We start from the raw sequence: 17,417 nt of genomic DNA, 5'->3' as shown, positions 1-17,417 counted from the left end.
TGAGGTTGTCGCTCTTGGAGCAAGCAAATAAGCTTGCTCCTCAATTACAAAGAAACCGTGCCGACCAAAATAACGGCGATACTTAACCATTGGTAGTGCTTAAGTGTTTCTTTATAGAAATACACCCCGAGCAATGCTGCACTGGTAATACCGATTGCACGTTTAATTGCCTCCATTACGCCTGGCTGTAACTGTTGCAAAGCAAACAGCTGACACAACACAGCAAAGGCAAAGACTAATGCAGCTCCTCCCCATTGCCACTTATACTTCAATAACACACCGGCGCCTAACCTGGGTCTGAAAATCATCCCATTGATTAGGGCCACAGAAGCAGTAAGAAAAATCAAATGAAAGCTCACCTCAGCATGTTGCAGGGCCTGTTTGTCGAACACAATGCACATCCCCCAGCACAAGGCTGTTATCAGGACATACCCGGCGCCGGGCTCGCGGATCGTAAACCTGCCACCTTGCAGTATAAAAGAGCCAAGAGTAATAGCACCTAAGGCCAGCACTTGAGTATCAACGAGCGGCTCACCTAGCCATATCCAGGCAAACGCACCAGACACGACAGGTGTCACAGAAAGCAGTGGCAACATCACTGCAATTTTGCCAACTGCCAGACCACGAATAAAACACACACTACCGATCGCCGCGAGCAAACCACTTATCGTGCCCGGAACAAAATACTCGACTTTTGGCAAAGGCGCTTGTAACCACCCCCAGTAAATGAGATAGCCAGGCAATACCAGCAAGCTGAAAATGACAGACATCAAAGGTGCACTGACATGCTGAGCCAGCTGCTTCCGTAAAAAGTCAAAACAGGCCCAGCAGATTGCACTGATTAACGCACTCAGCATTGCGCCTCACCAAGTTGCGCAAGACATAGTTCGCTCTGAGAAAACATGTAAGCGGTCAGTTTTTGATGATCGGGCTTCCAACCCATTAAAAAACGCTGGAAATCAGCCCACACATATGGCCATAACGCCCGCCAGCTTTTCTCTAGTTCGGCAATTTGCTCGGCCGACCAGCTCACGGACAAAGCTCGACCTAATTGCTCAAAATAGCTATCCAGACACGCCAGTGCCTGCTTTTCGAGTTCTCGGCCACTGTACAAACTGGTCAAGAGTAGCATTACATCAGCCACCCCAACCCCCAGGCCAACATGTTGAAAGTCATAACCCAATGCCTGCTTTGAGCTAAAAGCAAAATTGGCTAACTTCGCATCACCATGAATTAAAGTTTGATAAGGACAATCAAGCAACCTTTGGTTGATTGCATGTGCATTACTTTTAAGTTTACCGGAGACCATACGTTCGAATTCATCCGGACGGGTGTCCAGGTGCCAGTAGTTTCCTCGCGCGGCACCTGCCTGTACATCAGGGTCGACAAGTCCAACCGCATGAAAGCAGGCGAGCCAAGTAAGCATGTGATCGAGATGGACGTGAGAAGCTGCATTTACATTTTGGTACCCCTGCGCTTCAAAATCACTAAGCACCAGAATAAAAACCTCGTTCTGATGTGCCAACGCTTTAACCTCAGGCAATGCGCAAACTGAGATATAACGCTGCCCTGTGTGTCGATAAAAGTTCAATTCCTTCTCATAAGATTGATATTTTCGACGCAAAGAATGGGGACTCTGGGTAATATGGCGGTGCGCCAGTTGTGCTGGTACAGTGGCCACCTTGGCAACGAGCAACTCACCCTGATAAGTAAATTTGTGAATATAACCACAGCCACTCCATAATGCCTGGGCTTGCTGTGTGTCCACAAGCAGGGTCATAACATGCGAGACAAGTGCGGAGGTTGACATAGCGTTCCTTGAGATTCTTTTGACGTTTACCCGTTAACTTTCATAAACAGTGTAACACGTCCGCTCAGCTCTCCCCATACACTGTGCCTTTGCGTGGTTACAAAAAAGCCCCGAATAAACGGGGCTTGAAAGAGACTAACTAACAATTTAATTTATTGATTTACTGCCGACTTTACGTCATTTAACGACCCGGCTTCATCCAGCAGGTTAAGGTCGAAATCAAATTCGTCAACCCGGATTGCTTTTTCTCGCTTACGATTGTAGTCAATCAGCTGAGCATATTCCGTTTCGTTGATGACCTTAGCTATCAGTGCATTGTCCAGTGTTTCGTAAAAACGAACTCCGGCTTTAATCTCACGCTTTTTAAGTGCACGTTTAACTTTACTTAACAGATCAAGACAAGCAATCTTAGCCTTATAAGCCTGTTCGTTAATATCGTGACCGTCACCGGCTTGAGGTTTAACCAGGTGCGTTAACTGAGCCTTAAACGCAGTATCCAATTGTGCTGCCGTTGCCAGCTCTCGTACCATATCATCGTTAATACGTGGCATTGAATGACCAAACTGCATGGTTAAAACTCGCATGAACTTACGTGTACCAGGTGCCGGGAAGTTATCCAGGAACTTATGTAATGCCTGCTCAGCTTCAACTAATGCATAACGTGTTGCATAATGGAAATATGGCGCCGCCGCTTCACGGTCTGTCACAGCCACTTTCTGTTCGTAATACTTGATAGAAGCCATGGCAGCGTACAAGTAACTCATCACATCACCTAAACGGGCAGATAGCATTTCAGCTTGCTTAAGCTTGCCACCCAAAACCAGCAAAGAGAAATCAGCATACACAGCCAACTTAGCAGACAAACGCTGTGCTGCTTTTTCGTAGGCCTGTACTTCTGGCAAGCTTGAGTTACTGCCGGCAGTAAACGGCAATAGTCCCAGTTTGAATGCGCGCAGACTGTTCACAACACTATACCCTACGGTTTTACGCAAAATCTTATTAAAGGTTTTATCCGCATCGGCTTCTTCGCTGTGAATTGCCTCAACCATTGATTGCAGATAAGGGTGACAACGCATAACCCCCTGACCGAAAATCATCAGGTTACGAGTAAGGATGTTGGCTCCTTCTACGGTAATCGCGATAGGCTGTGCGACATAACCACTGGCCAGCGTATTTTGCGGACCATTCTGTATGGCCTTACCGGCCAAAATATCCATGGCTGAATCCAACACATCCCGGCCAGTTTCTGTCATGTGGTATTTGGCAATAGCAGTTACCACTGACGGCTTCAGGCCCATACCCAGACCTTCCGTTGTCAGTACACGCATCGCTTCTTGAAGATAAGTTTTGCCAGCGATGTCCGCCAGCTTTTCCTGAATCCCCTCAAACTGGCCGATTGCCAGCCCGAATTGCTCACGTACCGCCGCGTACTCTGACGCCGACTTCAACGCAACCTGACTGGTAGATACACCCAGCGCTGGCAAAGAAATACCGCGCCCTGCACCCAGACAGCTAACTAGCATCTGCCATCCGCGACCAATATTTTGCTGGCCGCCAATAATGAAATCCATTGGAATAAACACTTTTTCGCCGCGCGTAGTACCGTTGTAGAAACGGATACCCATTGGGTCGTGGCGGTTGCCCAGCTCAACACCCGGATGCGATTTAGGGATCAACGCACAGGTAATCCCCAAAGACTCTTTGCCACCGAGCAAGCCTTCGGGATCAAGTACTTTGAATGCCAAGCCTAACACGGTCGCAATAGGCGCAAGCGTGATGTAACGTTTGTCCCAGGTTACTTCCAGACCCAACACTTCTTCGCCGTTGTATTGACCTTTCGTGACAATACCCTGATCCGGAATACCACCCGCGTCAGAACCAGCTTCTGGGCTAGTCAAGGCAAAACAGGGAATGTCGGTGCCATTGGCAAGCCGTGGCAGGTAATGCGCCTGCTGCTCTTTGGTTCCATAGTGCATAAGCAACTCACCAGGCCCCAAAGAGTTTGGAACCATGACTGTAACCGCAACCGCAGACGATTTTGTCGCTATGGTGCCTACAATGGTTGAATTCGCATACGGGCTAAATTCTCTGCCACCATACTCTTTGGGAATAATCAAAGAGAAGAAGCGCTCTTTTTTCAAAAATTCTAAAATGTATTCTGGCAAATGCTTCTCGTTCTGGATCACAGAATCATCGATCATCGCCATTAATTCTTGTACGGGCCCATCCAAAAACGCTTGCTCTTCGCTGTTTAATTTGGCTTCCGGCACCGCACGCAATGCGTCAAAGTCTGGTTTCCCGCGATAGATTGAGCCTTCAAGCCATACATCACCCGCATCGAGTGCCTCTTGTTCAGTCACCGAAATGCTTGGCAATATTTTTCTTAGTTGTGTTCTTAAACTCATAATAAACTCATCCGACCAGATTGATATAGTTACATTACGGCATAAAATTCCGTTTAGATCAATTGCTCTATGCTATTTTTTAACGGCTTTTTTACTGAAAGGTCTGGGTTATTTAAAAAATTACTAAATAATTAATAGCTTACAAGTGTTCGCTGAAACCACCGATTTGATTGTTTTTTATTCATAAAAAGAGGATTAAAACGAAATGCTATCTCGTTCACTGAGAAAAGGGCATATGCGAGGAAAAAATAGATGGCTTAAAAATCAGCAACCTGGGCTGAGCACAATACTTTAAGTGCTGCCGGGCAGAGCGCCAGCTCTAAACCGCGTCGACCACCACTGACATAAATCGTGTCAAAATTGAGCGCAGAATTGTGTAAGATCACCGGCAAACGTTTTTTGTGCGCAAAGGGGCTGATCCCCCCCAGCTGGTACCCTGTCGCATTCTCGGCTTGTTGTTGTGTTGCAAGTTGTGCCTTTTTACCTTTACAACTTTTAGCAAATGCTTTTAAATCAACTAACTGAGTGGCTGGTGTGACAGCAACATTTAACCTGCCATCGACACTGATAACCAGTGTTTTAAATACTTTGTCCGGTGTCAATGCCAGTGCCTGAGTCGCTTCGTGTGCGAATTCAGTGATATTTGGGTCGTGCTCGAACTTAAGTATTTCAAAGCTGACCTTATGCTTTTTAAGTAGCTGAATAGCGGGTGTCATACTGGTGCTTCCTGTCCTATATCATCAAAAAATCAATTCTGCTTCATCACCATTTAAGCCCAATTAGCTAAATACACAACACCCTAAAGACGAGAGAATTGCAGACCTTGTCGCCGGCTAATTAGGTGCCAGCATGGGCTTTGCAGACCTGCTGATGACGAGCTAAGGTGCTTACGTTGGAAATAATTTATCGCAAGTTACTTTTAATACCAATTTGCTTAATTAAGTGATCTATTTTGAGGCGAGAAAATAGGGTCGATAACAAGGCAAAAATTTTGCTATTTAGTTGTTCTAAATAAGAAATTTTTAACACTGTTAGCGTCCTATTAGCTACTTCAAATAGACCAAGTATTAAGTGAAATTGGTATAACCCTATCTTAAGGTAGACAAAACGCCAAATTAGACTAAAGTCTTATTAACTCTATACGCACTGTATTATTGCGCGGGAGAGTCGTTATGAACAAAGGTCTTGTTCGTATCGCAGCCGTATGTGCGGTTAGCTATTTTACTTTGTCTTTTTTGACTAACGAATATTATTTTTGGGAAAGCAGTGTGGCCTGTGCGTCCAAGTGTAAGCGACTAGGCTGTACCGACGGACTTCTTTTAACAGGACACAGTCGAACAGTACTGGCATGTAAGTGTACTGGAGATATGGACTATCTCATGCTGTTAAACTGAGAGAAAACGGCGCCGTTAAGCGCCGTTTTGTTTTTCTGATATGCCAGCAGGTTCAGAGGCATCCCCTGACATTATTTGGTCAGGTCATCAAAGAACTTCTTTACACCATCAAAGAAGCCTTGTGCCTTCGGACGATTTTTTCCAGCATCGCTGCCCATGCTCTCTTCGAGCTCCTTCAGCAACTCTTTTTGTCTCTCATTAAGATTAACCGGCGTTTCGATCACGACTTTACAGATCAAATCACCTACAGCACCGCTGCGAACCGACTTCACGCCTTTACCGCGCATACGGAACATCTTGCCAGTCTGGCTCTCAGAAGGCACTTTCAGGTTTGCACGACCATCGAGAGTAGGTACTTCAATCTCACCACCCAAAGCCGCTGTTGTATAACTAATCGGTACTTCACAGTAAAGATTGTTACCATCCCGAACAAAGATGGGGTGTTCTCTTACGCTCACCTGAACATACAAGTCACCTGCAGGTGCACCGTGCATGCCAGCCTCACCTTCTCCAGATAACCTGATACGATCGCCCGTATCAACACCCGCAGGGATTTTAACTGACAATGTTTTGGTTTTTTCAACGCGACCCTGACCGTGACAGCTATCACATGGATCAGAAATAACCTGCCCACTTCCCTGACAGGTAGGACAAGTTTGCTGAACGGCAAAGAAACCTTGTCTCATCTGAACCTGACCAGCACCATGACAAGTAGGACATGTCTTTGGTTTAGATCCAGACTTAGCACCGCTACCATCACAAGGCTTACAGGACACCCAGGTCGGTACCTGGATCTCGACTTCTTTGCCTCGTACTGCATCTTCCAGGCTCAGATCTAAACTATATCGTAGATCTGCACCGCGCTGCTGGCGTGATTGACGTCTCCCGCCACCAAAAATATCACCGAATACGTCCCCGAAAATATCACCAAAATCAGCACCGCCGCCAAATCCACCATGGCCTGCACCACCGTTTTGTTCAAAGGCAGCATGGCCGTATTGATCATACATCTGGCGTTTTTGACTATCTGATAAGACTTCGTAGGCTTCTTTTACTTCCTTAAACTTTGCTTCCAATTCAGCATCGCCCGCAGTTCTGTCTGGGTGATACTTCATTGCAAGTCGTTTATAGGCCTTTTTAATGTCACGTTCACCGGCGTCTTTTGATACCCCAAGAACGTCGTAATAGTCTTGTTTTGACATAGTTCTCACACAATTATTACTGAGCGATCAGCCATTGTGATGACCGCCTGGCGAATACGTGTTTGATTGCGCTGCTTACGAGACTTGCCAGCTCCAATCGCAATCTACTTATCGCCTAAATTTAAATACGTCAGAGCCTGCTTACCTCTGCCATTCGTTAGAACTTGAAGGATAAACAGGCCCTGTTTAGCACCGCAGGCTAAGCCTGTGGGCACTGATAAGTCAACAATTACTTGTCGTCTTTCACTTCTTCAAACTCGGCATCTACTACGTCGTCGTCAGCCTTGTTTGCTTGCTGCGCACCTGCGTCGCCGCCAGCTTGTTGCGCCTGAGCTTTCGCCTGAGCAATTTCCATTAGCTTCTGAGATTTTTCTGCAAGTGCCTGGGTCTTAGCATCGATGTCTTCTTTGCTTTCGCCTTTAATGGCTGTTTCCAACTCAGACAGTGCTGCTTCAATCGCAGTTTTGTCGTCAGCTGGCAAATCATCACCTGCTTCTTCAACTTGTTTGCGAGTCGCGTGAACCATAGCATCAGCCTGGTTACGAGCGCCAACTAGCTCTTCGAACTTCTTGTCTTCTTCAGCATTCGCTTCGGCATCACGAACCATGTTTTCAATTTCATCATCGCTCAGACCTGAAGATGCCTGAATAGTAATCTTCTGCTCTTTACCTGTGTCTTTGTCTTTCGCAGAGACATGCAAGATACCATCCGCGTCAACGTCAAAGGTTACTTCAATCTGAGGTACACCGCGCTGTGCAGGGCGAATACCTTCCAGGTTGAACTGGCCAAGAGACTTGTTGTCACTTGAACGCTTACGCTCACCTTGCAGTACATGAATTGTTACCGCAGACTGATTGTCTTCTGCTGTTGAGAAAGTTTGTGACTTCTTAGTAGGGATAGTCGTGTTTTTCTCAATAAGCGCAGTCATGACCTGACCCATAGTCTCGATACCCAGAGACAGAGGGCAAACGTCAAGTAGTAGTACGTCTTTCACGTCACCAGCCAGTACACCACCTTGAACCGCAGCACCAACTGCTACTGCTTCATCAGGGTTTACGTCCTTACGAGGCTCTTTACCGAAGAACTCAGCTACTTGTTTCTGCACCAATGGCATACGTGTTTGACCACCCACCAGGATGATATCGTTTACGTCGCTTACAGACAGGTCTGCATCAGCCAGTGCACGTTTCAGCGGCTCAATAGACTGTGCAACCAGATCTTCAACTAGTGACTCAAGTTTTGCACGCGTGAGCTTCACGTTCATGTGCTTAGGACCAGTTGCGTCAGCAGTAACGTAAGGCAGGTTCACCTCAGTTTGCTGTGCAGATGAAAGCTCGATTTTCGCTTTTTCTGCTGCTTCTTTCACACGCTGCATTGCCAGCGGGTCAGTTTTCAGATCAATACCCTGGTCTTTCTTGAATTCAGCAACCAGGTAATTGATTACGCGGTTGTCAAAGTCTTCACCACCAAGGTGTGTATCACCATTAGTCGCCAATACTTCAAACGTGTGCTCGCCTTCAACTTCGTCGATTTCGATGATCGAGATATCGAATGTACCACCACCTAAGTCGTACACTGCAACGACGTTGTCGCCTTGTTTTTTGTCCATACCGTAGGCAAGTGCCGCAGCTGTTGGCTCGTTGATGATACGTTTTACATCAAGACCAGCAATACGACCGGCATCTTTTGTTGCCTGACGCTGTGAATCGTTGAAGTAAGCAGGAACTGTGATTACCGCTTCTGTTACTTCTTCACCAAGGAAATCCTCAGCGGTCTTTTTCATCTTTTTCAAGACTTCAGCAGAGATCTGAGGTGCAGCGCGTTTTTCGCCGCGTACTTCAACCCAGGCATCACCGTTATCTGCTTTAGCAATTTTAAATGGCATGATGCTGATGTCACGCTGCACTTCTTCATCTTCAAAACGACGGCCAATCAAACGCTTGATTGCATACAGTGTGTTTTGAGGGTTAGTCACAGCCTGACGTTTTGCCGGTTGACCTACTAATGTTTCGCCCTCTTCGGTAAATGCAATAACCGATGGCGTTGTACGATCCCCTTCAGCGTTTTCGATAACGCGTGTCTTATCACCATCAAGTACCGCTACGCAAGAGTTAGTAGTACCTAAATCGATTCCAATAATTTTACCCATGTGAATCTTCTCCGACTTCAAAAATTCGTTGTTCTGTTAGATGACTTGATAAATAGGGGCGGCAATTTGTAATTCAAGCGTCACAACAAAAAAAAAGTGTTTTTTTTTGAAATTTTTTCGCCATGCCGTTTTTTTCATCAAAAATCAGCTAAATTTGACTTTTAAACTCTGGTATGACCAGATAAAAGAAATTCAAGACCAACCAAAAGTAAGTGCTATGACATTTGATCAACTCATTTCACGGCCTGACCTGAAACACGCTCAGGCCCAACTTTCCTTACCGGCAAGCTGGGGACAAGGTAGAACAGTCTTTGGCGGCCTTTCAGCTGCCCTGATGTTACAAAGCATGTTAAATCAACTGGACGACCAAAATAGGCGCCTGCTTTCTTTCAGTTGCAATTTTGTCGGTCCTCTTTTGACTGACATGCCATTTGAACTCAATACTCAACTATTACGTGCCGGTAAAAATGCAACTCAGATGCAAACCACTATTACTCAGAATGACCAGGTTTGTCTTGTTGCGCTCGCCTGCTTTGGCAAACCGCGTTCATCAGCTATCAAAGTCTCTGCACAAGATGAAAGCACACTTGCAGAGATTAACCATACGCAGACGCTTCCTTATATAGAAGGTGTAATGCCGGCCTTTATCCAACACATTGACCTAAATCTGCAACAAGGTGCAATGCCATTTAGTGGCGCCAATTCCAGTCATATAGGTGGCTGGATGAAATTTAAAGAAGCAGCACAACCGCATTTATCAGTGCTTCATTTACTTGCTCTGGCAGATGCCTGGCCCCCTACACTGCTGCAACTCTGTGAAGGCCCAACACCCGCAAGCAGCATGTCTTGGTACGTTGAATTTTTAGATGACATAGAATTAGCAGGCACTGAGTGGTTTGCCATGGAAGCTGTCACACATCAGGCTGAACATGGCTACGCCATAGAAGATGCTAAGCTATTCTCGCAAGATGGCAAATTACTGGCACTGAGCAGGCAGACGGTAGCCGTATTTGACAGTTGATAAAAACCTCTAAGTCACTCACACTATGTGCAGTAGTGAGCTTAGGTATTGGTTAAACAGTGATAGTCGCCTGTCAGCATTGTGATTTTTTAGTGTCCATTCAAGATCTGGGCGAACAGCAAAGAGCTGTTTGTCCGCATTGCGGCAATGTATTGGCAACGACCCAACGCAACTATACACAATGGATAGCCGCGTTTAGTCTTTCCTCTATTATCTTTCTGCTATTGAGCCTGCAACCGCATTTTATTTCCTATGCGCAGCATGGCCTTAAGCAGACCATAAGTTTAATGGCAGCAATAATGCAACTTGCCGAGCACTACAGTGTATTCCTGGCAGTTCTGCTAAGCACCAGTATTGTTATCCTGCCATTCATAGCCAGCGCCCTTATTCTCCTTGTGCATACACCTGTGTGGCAAAAAATGAACCCACATAATGCCCGGGTCGTTGCAAAATTTATCATGGCACTCAGGCCTCTCAATTTGGCCGATATCTTTCTGGTAGCGGTATTAATTAGTGCTTTTAAGCTTACGGCGTTCGCTGAGATTGAAGTAGGACTTGGCTTTTGGGCTTATATATTATTTGTTTTGTGTTTTATTGAGACTTTGTCTTTACTAAGCCAACACCAACTCTGGCAACTGCAGCAAGCACATTTCACCCCCTCTATTGAGCATTGCGCCAAACGTGCAAGTACACAAAGTCTCAAACAATGCCATGTCTGCCAGCAGATCAGCCGCAGTGCCCACTGCCCGCGCTGCATGGCGAAATTACGTTACCGCAAAGATAACTCTGTCGCGCGAAGCGCGGCCTGGATGCTCACTTCACTCATATTTATGATTCCAGCCCTGTCTTTTCCAATTATGGATACCATAAACCTGGGATTGCACACACCGGCAACCATTTATGGTGGTGTAGAAGTTTTGTGGAAAAATGGCTCATACCCGATCGCCATAGTGATTTTCATCGCGAGTATCTGCATCCCACTCATAAAAGCAGGCACATTGTTCTATTTGCTCTATCGCGTTAGCTACCCGACTAACCCAAAAGTGGCGGCTAAATTCTATCGTGCCCTCGAAGCGGTTGGTAAATGGTCAATGATCGACGTTTTCGTCGTGATCCTCTTGGTTTCTCTCGTTCAGCTTGGTACTGTACTGAGCGTAGAGCCACAGCCAGGTATCGTCTTTTTTACCGCCATGGTCATTTGTCAAATCTTTGCTGTGAACAATTTTGACCCTCGTTTACTTTGGGACTCTTTAAATAAACATGAATAAAGAAGCGCATATCGAGCCCAAACCCAGGCTTTCCGTTATCTGGGTCGTTCCCTTATTGGCCGTTTTGATTACGGGCTGGATGCTCTATCAGCATCAACAGAACAAGGGTCATCAGATTTACATCAAGATGAAGAGCGCCGATGGCATTATCGCTGGCAAAACGGAAATAAGAGTCCGCAGTGTTAAAGTCGGCGTTGTTGAATCACTCCGCCTGCAAGTAGAACAGAAAGCTGTCGTTGCCACAGTGCGCATAGAAAAACACTACGATAACTTGCTAACAGAAGATGCTAAGTTTTGGATAGTGAAACCACGCATTGATCAATCCGGCATAAGTGGACTTAACACCTTATTGTCTGGTGTTTATATAGAGTTGCTGCCCGGGGAAAGTAAGCGCCGAACCAGTCTATATACCCTTCAGGAACAGCCAGCGTTGATCTCTACGGACATTGAAGGTGTGCGCTACAAGCTCAGCTCAACCAGTGGCGAAGTGCTGGATGTGGGCACTGGGATCTTTTTCCGTAATTACCATGTGGGGCAAATTGAGAGCTCAGTGTTTAATACTGACTCTTTGCAAATGGAATACGGGGTTTTCATTCACTCCCCCTACGACCGTCTAATTACTCACAATGCCATTTTCTGGATCAATTCAGGAGTAGAACTTTCCCTCACCAGTGAAGGCATTAACCTCAATACAGGCTCACTTGCAAAAATGATTAAAGGCGGAATATCTGTTGATTATCCACCTGGGCAAAACGGTACAGAGATTGCCCAGGAAGGCAGAGCATTTACGCTACATCAAAATTTCGCCGTTGCGTTAGAGCGGCGCTTTGATTTGTTTGATCACTACCTGGTTGAGTTTGAACAGTCCATAAGAGGATTAAAACCCGGTGCGCCGGTTGAGTATCGGGGTATGCGCATTGGTACTGTCGAGCAGGTACCCGCCAGACTTGAACGAAACGGACAACCACTTTACTTCCAGCAAGGCAACACGTCCATTCCTGTGCTTATCAAAATTGAGTATGGGCGCATTTATGAAGTCGATGCCAAAGCCAAACAGTATTGGCAGGAAAATATAGAACAATGGATTAAAAATGGCCTAAGGGCGTCACTAAAAAGTGGTAATATTTTAACAGGTGCGGTATATATAGAGCTAGATTTTTACAATTCAACCCCTCCGACCAGCTTAGGGATGAATTTCGCGTACCCGGTGTTGCCGAGTGTACCGAGTGGATTTACAGCTTTATCAGAGCAAGTTATGGCTTTGTTGAACAAACTCAACAAACTGCCACTAGATAACTCGCTCAATGAAGCACAACAAACGATGCAGGCGTTCACAGCACTGGCAGAAGAAACGCAGGCACTGGTAAATAGTTTCAACACAACGAAAGTATCTGAGAAAGTGGAAAAAAATCTAACACAATTACAGGGAACGCTGGCACAACTCACTGCCAGCCTCAAACAATTTGAGCAGACACTAAACAACTATCAAAAAGGCTCAGGTATGGTCGAACAACTGACGGATACCCTGCAAGAACTTGAAAGTCTTAGTAACTCGCTCAAACCTGTATCAAAAGGCCTAAATGAACAGCCTAATATGCTGCTGTTCGATAAAGAGACTTTGGCAGATCCTGAACCCAGGAAGCAGCGCTAATGAGAGCGGTTATTGCGCTGCTGGCAATCATACTGACAGGCTGTGCGGGATCAGACCCAGCTCAATATCAGTACTACCGCTTTGATTCAGCGCTCGATACAAAGGAAAGCCCCCGCATTGGTGCCCCCAGGGTATACGTCGATGAGGTCAACATTGTTGGGGTTGCCGACCAGCAAGCACTGGTCCAGTATACTTCAGAGCATACTGTTCACATTGCTAACTATCATTATTGGGCAGAACACCCGAAGCTAATACTGACCAAAGAAACACTCAAGCACCTCGAAGGTAAAGGCTTGTCGCCCGTACTCTCTGCCCATGCCAGTGATTTCAATACTGGTGATTTCAGATTGCTTATTGAAGTCTCAGATCTGGCCGGTCATTACCAGCAAGGCGCCATTTTGAGAGGTGCCTGGCACCTATATCAAATAAGTGATAATGGTACCAGGCTGATCCGTGTTAAACACTTTGACTATCAATCAGCGCTCTCGCAAGATGGCTTCACGGCTCTGATAAGCGCTCACCAGGCTAACTGGCAGCTTTTGATGGCACAACTGCACGCTGAAATCGGGTCAGGGGATATTATCTCTCCAGCAGATTAACGTATAAGTTAGTCTGCGCCATACCCGGCACAAGCTCAAACCGGCCAACCAAAACAAAGTTGAGCTTTGCTAACAGCTTGTTACTCGCCGTATTTTCAGGGGTTGTAATAGCTCCGAGCGCCTTATACTTGCCACACTTATGAACAAATGACAGTAATGCCGCTGCCGCTTCGAAAGCATAGCCTTTACCACAATATCGATCGAGGAAAGCGTACCCCAGATCTGGAAACTCTAGATAGGGCCGCTGATAGAGACCACAAATACCAATCGCAGTTCCGTCATTTAGCGCGACAATGTAAGGGCTTGGCGCTGCCAGGTCGTATGGCGTAAAAAAAGCACTTTCAATGTACTTTTGCGCATCGGACAAGGTGCGGATCTGTTTATCCGCAACGTTATCGATAAAGCTCCGTTGGTTAAGCAGTTCAAAAATCAACTCCGCGTCTGCGATTTGAGCCCTGCGAATAATTAACCGCTCTGTGCGCGTCACTATGTCTGACATAACAATACTTCCTCAAGAAAGCGGGACAATTTGTCCCGCTAACGTTATATGCGTTTACTCAAAACGCGCCTTCTTATAGAGCTCAGACATTGAGTCGAGCTTCACTTCATTTGGTAAAGTAGCGAATGGTTTATCAGCAAACGTCTTACCACGGATCTGCACATTGATTCTTGATGCTTCAGTATTGAGCATACTTTGCTGGTAGTAAGACTGGATATCAGCCAGTGTCACCTGTTCTGTCGCAGCGATAAGCTTTGCTTTGGAGTCAAATGTCAGATTATCACGATACCAGTCTATCAGAATTGGCTGAGATTCTTCTGTCAAATTCTTTGGCACCTGCTTCAAAGACAAGAGCGCAGCCTGCTTGAGCTGTGCAAAGGTTTCTTCATTGAGCTCTTTCAATGCCAGTGCATATTCCTGCCGATAACGGTCAAACCGTGCTTGCATTGACTGCACATCCAATACAGGCGTCTGAATATAAAAGCCAAACGCCGAGTGTTCATCAATACTTTGAGCCACTGCGCCTACAGCATAGGCCAGCTGCTCCTCGGTTCGTAAAGCATTAAATAAATGGCTGCTCAAATGCGATTTAAGGATCTGGGCCGCTGCTTTTTGTGCATACCCAGGTTCCGGATGAACAAACATGTCAACAATGGCGACGTCTGCCGTCTCACTGTCTTGCTGCCAAACCAGTGCTTCACCGGCTTGTGGTTTTAGAAAATCAGCTCGGACATAGTCATTGCGCTCAACAGGCTTTGAGAGCGCTCCCTTCACTTGCTTCACTACCTCCGCGAGGAACTGTTTGTCGTAGTTACCATACCCAAAAATGCGCACGGTGTGATGATTCAAAATATCATTTTGAGCCTGACTAAATACATCTGTGGTCATCTTAGAGGCCGTATCAATCAGTCGAGCTTCATCGAAGTTGCCTGAACGGACAAGGGATTGATAACGACCGAATGCCTGGTAGAACGGAAATTGCTGGCGTTGATTTTGAATATTCCGGACAAATCGATCGACTGCTTGCTCAAGTTGCTTAGCCGTTGGTTGCACTTTTAACCCTTCCAGTGACTGAGACAACAGCATCCCCTGTTTGTCTGTAAACCCAGATAAGGTGAGCAATAAGCCGTTGTTCACGCTCATGCGCATCCCCATACCCGCAATCGATGCTTCTGTTTGCAATTTTGCTTTTTCGATTGCGTATAGGTCGGCCCAGAGTGCTGCTGCAACCCGAACCTGTATACTGTCTAACGTCAGTGGAGAGTTAATATGAACCAATAAGCGACCCTTTGGTTGCTCGCTGTATTTTTCGCTGGTCTTCTGCCAAACTGCGACCGTGCTGTCCTGATATATTTTATCGACTGTATCCGAACTTTCAGATTGAGTAACGATATCAAATTGTTCAGGAAGCAACCGATTAATACTTGGGAGCGACAACTCCGGAGCGGGTGCACCTTGCCAAGATGCAATTTCTTGCTCTGTAATATCAGCAACCTGATAACGACCATCATAAAAATGTAGTTTTTGGTCATTTGGCTCTTGCTTACTGATATACCAGACCCGAAGCTGTTGTGGGTTTAACTGCTCCAGGACATTTCTAACAGCTTGCTCGTTAAAATCGGCAAAGTGGTAAGGTGCATTTATTGCGTGGTTCAACGGGTATTTTTGCATGCTATCGGCTAAGTCCGACACATAACCAAATTCATCCCCCCGCTCCAGGAAACGAAACTGATTCGCTAGAGAAGTCTTAATTTCGTTAAAGTACTTGCTATCGATCCCCTGCTCTTTGATCAATGCAATATATTGCATAACAGTCGCAACGATTTGCTCACGTTGTTGCATACCGAGGTCGGTCAACTGGATATCTATGCTTAAAGCACCAAAGTTACCGTACAAATCTGGCGAAGCATTAGCTGTAAGCTCTGAGATCCACCCTTTTTGCTTCAGTACCTGTGCCGGGCTACCTTGCATTTCATTACTAAGCAGATACGTCACGAAATAATTCGGTTTAAAGGCAAATTCTTCGCGGTTATTGGCTATGGTGAAGTCCAGCTTCAGCGTCTTAACGTCTTCATTGGGCACATAATGAATACGCTTCTTTCCTAGCTTCGAGAAATCAAGCTCAGCCTCTACTTGTGGCTTTGCAATTTGTTTGTCTTCAATCGTGGCAAAATAGCGCTGCGCTTTTTCAGTCATATCTGACAAAGGTAAATTAGATATCATCGCCAGCTTCATGATGTTTGCTGAATAATATTTATTGTAAAAAGCAACGGTTTCCTGATGCAGGTTACTGCCTGGTTTGTCGCCCAAGGTCTCAAGATTACCTATCAAAAAACGATTCGCCGGGTGCGAGCCCATCATACTGCGGGACAGTTTATATTGACCAAAGAAGTCCAACTCCCGGCGCATTGACCATTCGGCATTAACTGCATTCTTCTCTTTGTCGGTATACTCTGGATAAAGCTTGGGTGCTTTAAAAAAATCAGAAAAGCGGTCGAGCGCTTCATCATAAGCCTGATTATTTACCTTGAACATATAGTTAGTGATGTCTAACCAGGTATAAGCATTGTGAGACCCGCCGTTACGGCTCATAAAGTCTTTGTAACCCTGTGTATCGGGAAAACGGTCAGTGCCCAGAAAAAGCATATGTTCCAGGTAATGCGCCATGCCTTGCTGTGACATAGGATCATGAAGTAAACCAACACCGACGCTTAACGCCGCTGCTGACTTTTCAACTTCAGGGTCTGAAACAAGAATGACCTCTATGCCATTTGACAGAGTAAGCGTCTTATACTGTCGATTGTCATTAGGGCTGACAACCAGCTCACTAGCTAAAGGTGCAACTGACGTATTCCCCGCTCCGTTGTGCGTTGCCACACACCCGGATAACAAAGCCAGCGTGATACTGGCCACTAACATCGTTTTTTTCATTAACTGTCCATCTCAATACTTTATTTTTAGCCCGGTTAATCTAAGGCTATTATCGATACTCAAACGCTACCATCTAACCCCGGTACAATTCAATTCTCCGCTAGATATTTTAGTCACTTACGGTCCAAATGGGTCGACCTCTCAGATGCTCAAGGCGTGCCCAACCGGCTTCCTTATGCTAATTAGTAATAATAATCACCAGCCTTAAAAGAATTTTTTATCACATAAGTTTATCCATTTGATAACATTAGGCGCGAAATATAATGACAACTACAGATCATCAGGGGCACACAATGGAAATAAATCAACCGATCTGCGATTTTGGGCTGCACAGCGGTGAACCATACTGCAAATTACCAGCGAGCTTTCTAAATTGGATGGTCGCAACCGGCCATGCCAAGCAAGCGTTAGCTAAAGATGAGCTTACTCGCAGGCACAATGCGGTATGTGACTCAAGAATGAAGTCAAAAGTTCAATAATCAGCTATG

General features: G+C 45.8%; 13 protein-coding genes. 5 read left to right on the top strand and 8 right to left on the bottom strand.

Going from position 1 to position 17,417, the window contains the following annotated elements:
• Nucleotides 1–44: 44 nt before the first annotated feature.
• The 6 genes from PRUB_RS25685 to dnaK form a co-directional block, all read right to left on the bottom strand.
• On the bottom strand, nucleotides 45–857 hold the full coding sequence (locus PRUB_RS25685) for a DMT family transporter (protein ID WP_010381091.1): 813 nt from the start codon (nucleotides 855–857) through the stop codon (nucleotides 45–47).
• On the bottom strand, nucleotides 851–1,810 hold the full coding sequence (locus PRUB_RS25680; RefSeq protein ID WP_010381089.1) for a phosphotransferase: 960 nt from the start codon (nucleotides 1,808–1,810) through the stop codon (nucleotides 851–853). The genes PRUB_RS25685 and PRUB_RS25680 overlap by 7 nt, the downstream gene beginning before the upstream one ends.
• 152 nt (nucleotides 1,811–1,962) lie before the next feature.
• Nucleotides 1,963–4,215 carry an acyl-CoA dehydrogenase gene (locus PRUB_RS25675; protein WP_021032820.1) on the bottom strand — a complete coding sequence of 751 codons (2,253 nt, stop codon included), beginning with the start codon at nucleotides 4,213–4,215 and terminating at the stop codon, nucleotides 1,963–1,965.
• Between the two features lie 257 nt (nucleotides 4,216–4,472).
• Nucleotides 4,473–4,931, bottom strand: a complete 459-nt coding sequence (gene ybaK / locus PRUB_RS25670; RefSeq protein WP_010381086.1) for a Cys-tRNA(Pro) deacylase — start codon at nucleotides 4,929–4,931, stop codon at nucleotides 4,473–4,475.
• Nucleotides 4,932–5,680: 749 nt separating this feature from the next.
• Nucleotides 5,681–6,811: a molecular chaperone DnaJ gene (dnaJ, locus tag PRUB_RS25665; RefSeq protein WP_010381085.1), complete on the bottom strand. Its 1,131-nt coding sequence runs from the start codon at nucleotides 6,809–6,811 to the stop codon at nucleotides 5,681–5,683.
• 229 nt (nucleotides 6,812–7,040) lie between these two features.
• A complete protein-coding gene (dnaK, locus tag PRUB_RS25660; protein WP_339327538.1) occupies nucleotides 7,041–8,981 on the bottom strand; it encodes a molecular chaperone DnaK in 1,941 nt (646 codons plus the stop codon).
• Nucleotides 8,982–9,177: 196 nt separating this feature from the next.
• Here dnaK and PRUB_RS25655 point away from each other — a divergent pair, with 196 nt between their 5' ends.
• From PRUB_RS25655 to PRUB_RS25640, 4 genes are read left to right on the top strand one after another with little or no spacing between them, the layout of a single operon-like run.
• A complete protein-coding gene (locus tag PRUB_RS25655; RefSeq protein WP_040645686.1) occupies nucleotides 9,178–9,981 on the top strand; it encodes an acyl-CoA thioesterase in 804 nt (267 codons plus the stop codon).
• 59 nt (nucleotides 9,982–10,040) lie between these two features.
• The gene (locus PRUB_RS25650; protein ID WP_021032938.1) at nucleotides 10,041–11,249 is read left to right on the top strand and encodes a paraquat-inducible protein A; all 1,209 of its coding nucleotides are present in this window, start codon (nucleotides 10,041–10,043) and stop codon (nucleotides 11,247–11,249) included.
• Nucleotides 11,242–12,900 (top strand): intermembrane transport protein PqiB, encoded by a 1,659-nt coding sequence (gene pqiB, locus PRUB_RS25645; protein ID WP_010381076.1) that lies wholly within the window; start codon nucleotides 11,242–11,244, stop codon nucleotides 12,898–12,900. Before PRUB_RS25650 ends, pqiB begins: the two co-directional genes overlap by 8 nt.
• A complete protein-coding gene (locus PRUB_RS25640; RefSeq protein WP_010381074.1) occupies nucleotides 12,900–13,499 on the top strand; it encodes a PqiC family protein in 600 nt (199 codons plus the stop codon). Before pqiB ends, PRUB_RS25640 begins: the two co-directional genes overlap by 1 nt.
• Here PRUB_RS25640 and PRUB_RS25635 read toward each other — a convergent pair.
• Together PRUB_RS25635 and PRUB_RS25630 are read right to left on the bottom strand one after the other, a co-directional pair.
• Nucleotides 13,480–13,998, bottom strand: coding sequence for a GNAT family N-acetyltransferase (locus tag PRUB_RS25635; RefSeq protein WP_010381072.1), 519 nt, complete (start codon nucleotides 13,996–13,998; stop codon nucleotides 13,480–13,482). The genes PRUB_RS25640 and PRUB_RS25635 overlap by 20 nt on opposite strands.
• Before the next feature lie 54 nt (nucleotides 13,999–14,052).
• Nucleotides 14,053–16,929 (bottom strand): insulinase family protein, encoded by a 2,877-nt coding sequence (locus tag PRUB_RS25630; protein ID WP_010381070.1) that lies wholly within the window; start codon nucleotides 16,927–16,929, stop codon nucleotides 14,053–14,055.
• 293 nt (nucleotides 16,930–17,222) lie between these two features.
• Between PRUB_RS25630 and PRUB_RS25625 the strand changes: the two genes are divergently transcribed.
• Nucleotides 17,223–17,408, top strand: coding sequence for a hypothetical protein (locus PRUB_RS25625; RefSeq protein ID WP_021032937.1), 186 nt, complete (start codon nucleotides 17,223–17,225; stop codon nucleotides 17,406–17,408).
• The last annotated feature ends 9 nt before the right edge of the window (nucleotides 17,409–17,417 follow it).

This window comes from Pseudoalteromonas rubra (assembly GCF_000238295.3).
GTDB lineage: Bacteria > Pseudomonadota > Gammaproteobacteria > Enterobacterales > Alteromonadaceae > Pseudoalteromonas > Pseudoalteromonas rubra.
This window is presented reverse-complemented; position numbering and strand designations above follow the sequence as displayed.